At 39.6% G+C, this 1,892-nt stretch carries 1 pseudogene; it reads right to left on the reverse strand.

The features are described from left to right. Positions 1 to 165: 165 nt before the first annotated feature. Positions 166 to 1,713: pseudogene (locus tag QMA12_RS21945) on the reverse strand (IS3 family transposase). Between the last annotated feature and the right edge of the window lie 179 nt (positions 1,714 to 1,892).

Genomic DNA, 1,892 nt, shown 5'->3' on the forward strand with positions numbered 1-1,892 from the left:
GTAAATGAGAAAACAAAAATATATATTTTACCCCTAACTCCTAGTGTCTTCTTTGTACCTTCACTCTTAAGCGCAGCGCCTCATAACCTCTTTGTGAATAAATAACTTAAAACCTATTTGCACAAAGCGGAGTTTTTCAAGTTAGTTGTCGCATCAAGTTAAATTTTATGCCGCCCGCACTTCCTCTTTTTTCTCTGGATTCAAATTTACTTCATTGATCATTGTCCAATTTCGAGACTTTCCTGACCAACGACTTGGATTCTTTAATTTCGCTATTTCATTAACCCGATGACGTTCCGCTAGGATCGCTTTATCTAAACCTAAATGACGCTGATTTGGCGTGACAAACTTAATACCGCTATGTAAATGTTCATCGTTGTACCAATCTACAAATCCGTTAACCCATTTCCTTGCGCTCGCTATATCTTCGAAGGCTTTTTCAGGGTATTCTGGGCGATACTTTAATGTTTTAAATAATGACTCAGAATACGGATTATCGTTACTCACAGATGGTCGGCTAAATGAAGGCACAATCCCTAACTCCCGCAATGTCGCTAATAACGTTGCTCCTTTCATCGGACTGCCATTATCAGAGTGCAACGTGACTTGCTCAGGTTTTACCTGCTCTCGCCTGCAAATATCGACCATTAAATCAGCCGCCAGTGTGCTTAGTTGTGTGTCATGAACCTGCCAACCAACTATTTTTCGGCTATAAATATCCATCACTAAATATAAGTATAAAAACTGACCTTTAACTGCTGTCGGCAAATACGTGATATCCCATGTATAAATTTCGTTTGCACGTGTTGCCTTGAGCGCTTTTGGCTTTTTTATCTTTTTATTTGGTTTTACTTTTTCTCTGTGTGTTAGTAAGTTATGTGATTTCATAACACGATAAAACGAACTTTCTGATGCTATCCACATACCTTTATCCAATAGTTTAGGGACTATCTTGCAGGGTGGTAAATGCCCGTACTCTATTGAATTAACCGTCTTAATTATACGCTGTTGCTCTAATTCAGTTAACTTATTAGGTGGTCGTTTTATCGTACTTGTCCGCTTATCTATCATATCTTCAGCTTCAATCCAGCGTTGGATTGTTCTTGTTGTTAAACCAAGTAACTCACATGCTTTTGCTTGCCTTGCTCCTGATTTCTGCGCGTCTGTAATGAGCTTTATCAATTCATGACGTTCAGTTGAGCTGGTTAATCGTCCTCGTTGAAACCCCAAAGCGCATCTGCTTTTTTTTTGAGTACAAGTAAAGCGGCTGTTTCTGCTAATGCTTTATCTTTACGATTAAGCTCTTTTTGAAGCTGCTTAATTTCTTGTTTGAGCTGCTTGCTGTCTGATTTTACAGGCTTCGTTGCTGGCCCTTTAGCAAAATCTTGCTTCCACTGTTGAATATGATGCGGGTAAAGTGCCTTTGGCACGACAATATTCATTAAGAGCTGCTTCATCTAAACTCGCACATTCAATAATGGCGTTGAGCCTGTCTTCTAAGCTCCAGTCATGAGGGCGTTTTTCTGTTGTCATGTGACTACCGTTATTTTTAGTTTCAAGTTCATGTTTTTTAGCAAGTGCTATCCACCGCTGTAGCGTTGAATAGCCGACGCCTAAATCATCAGCAATATCTTCTAGACGAACATCATCACATTGAGATAATGCTTTTTCAACAGCTTGAACTTTAAATTCTTGAGTAAATCGACGTCTCATTTTATCTGCCTCTATTAAAAGTTAGAGGCGACAACTATCCTGACACAGGGGGCAAAGAGAAGTGAATGAGCGTAAATGAGAAAAGCCACGGGTTACAGGGAATGAATTATCTATACACCAAGTACCTAGTCACTTCTCTAGAACCTTTCACCTCATAAGCGCAGCGCCTCATAACCTCT

The sequence above is a fragment of the Pseudoalteromonas sp. APC 3893 genome, assembly GCF_030408095.1.
Lineage (GTDB): Bacteria > Pseudomonadota > Gammaproteobacteria > Enterobacterales > Alteromonadaceae > Pseudoalteromonas.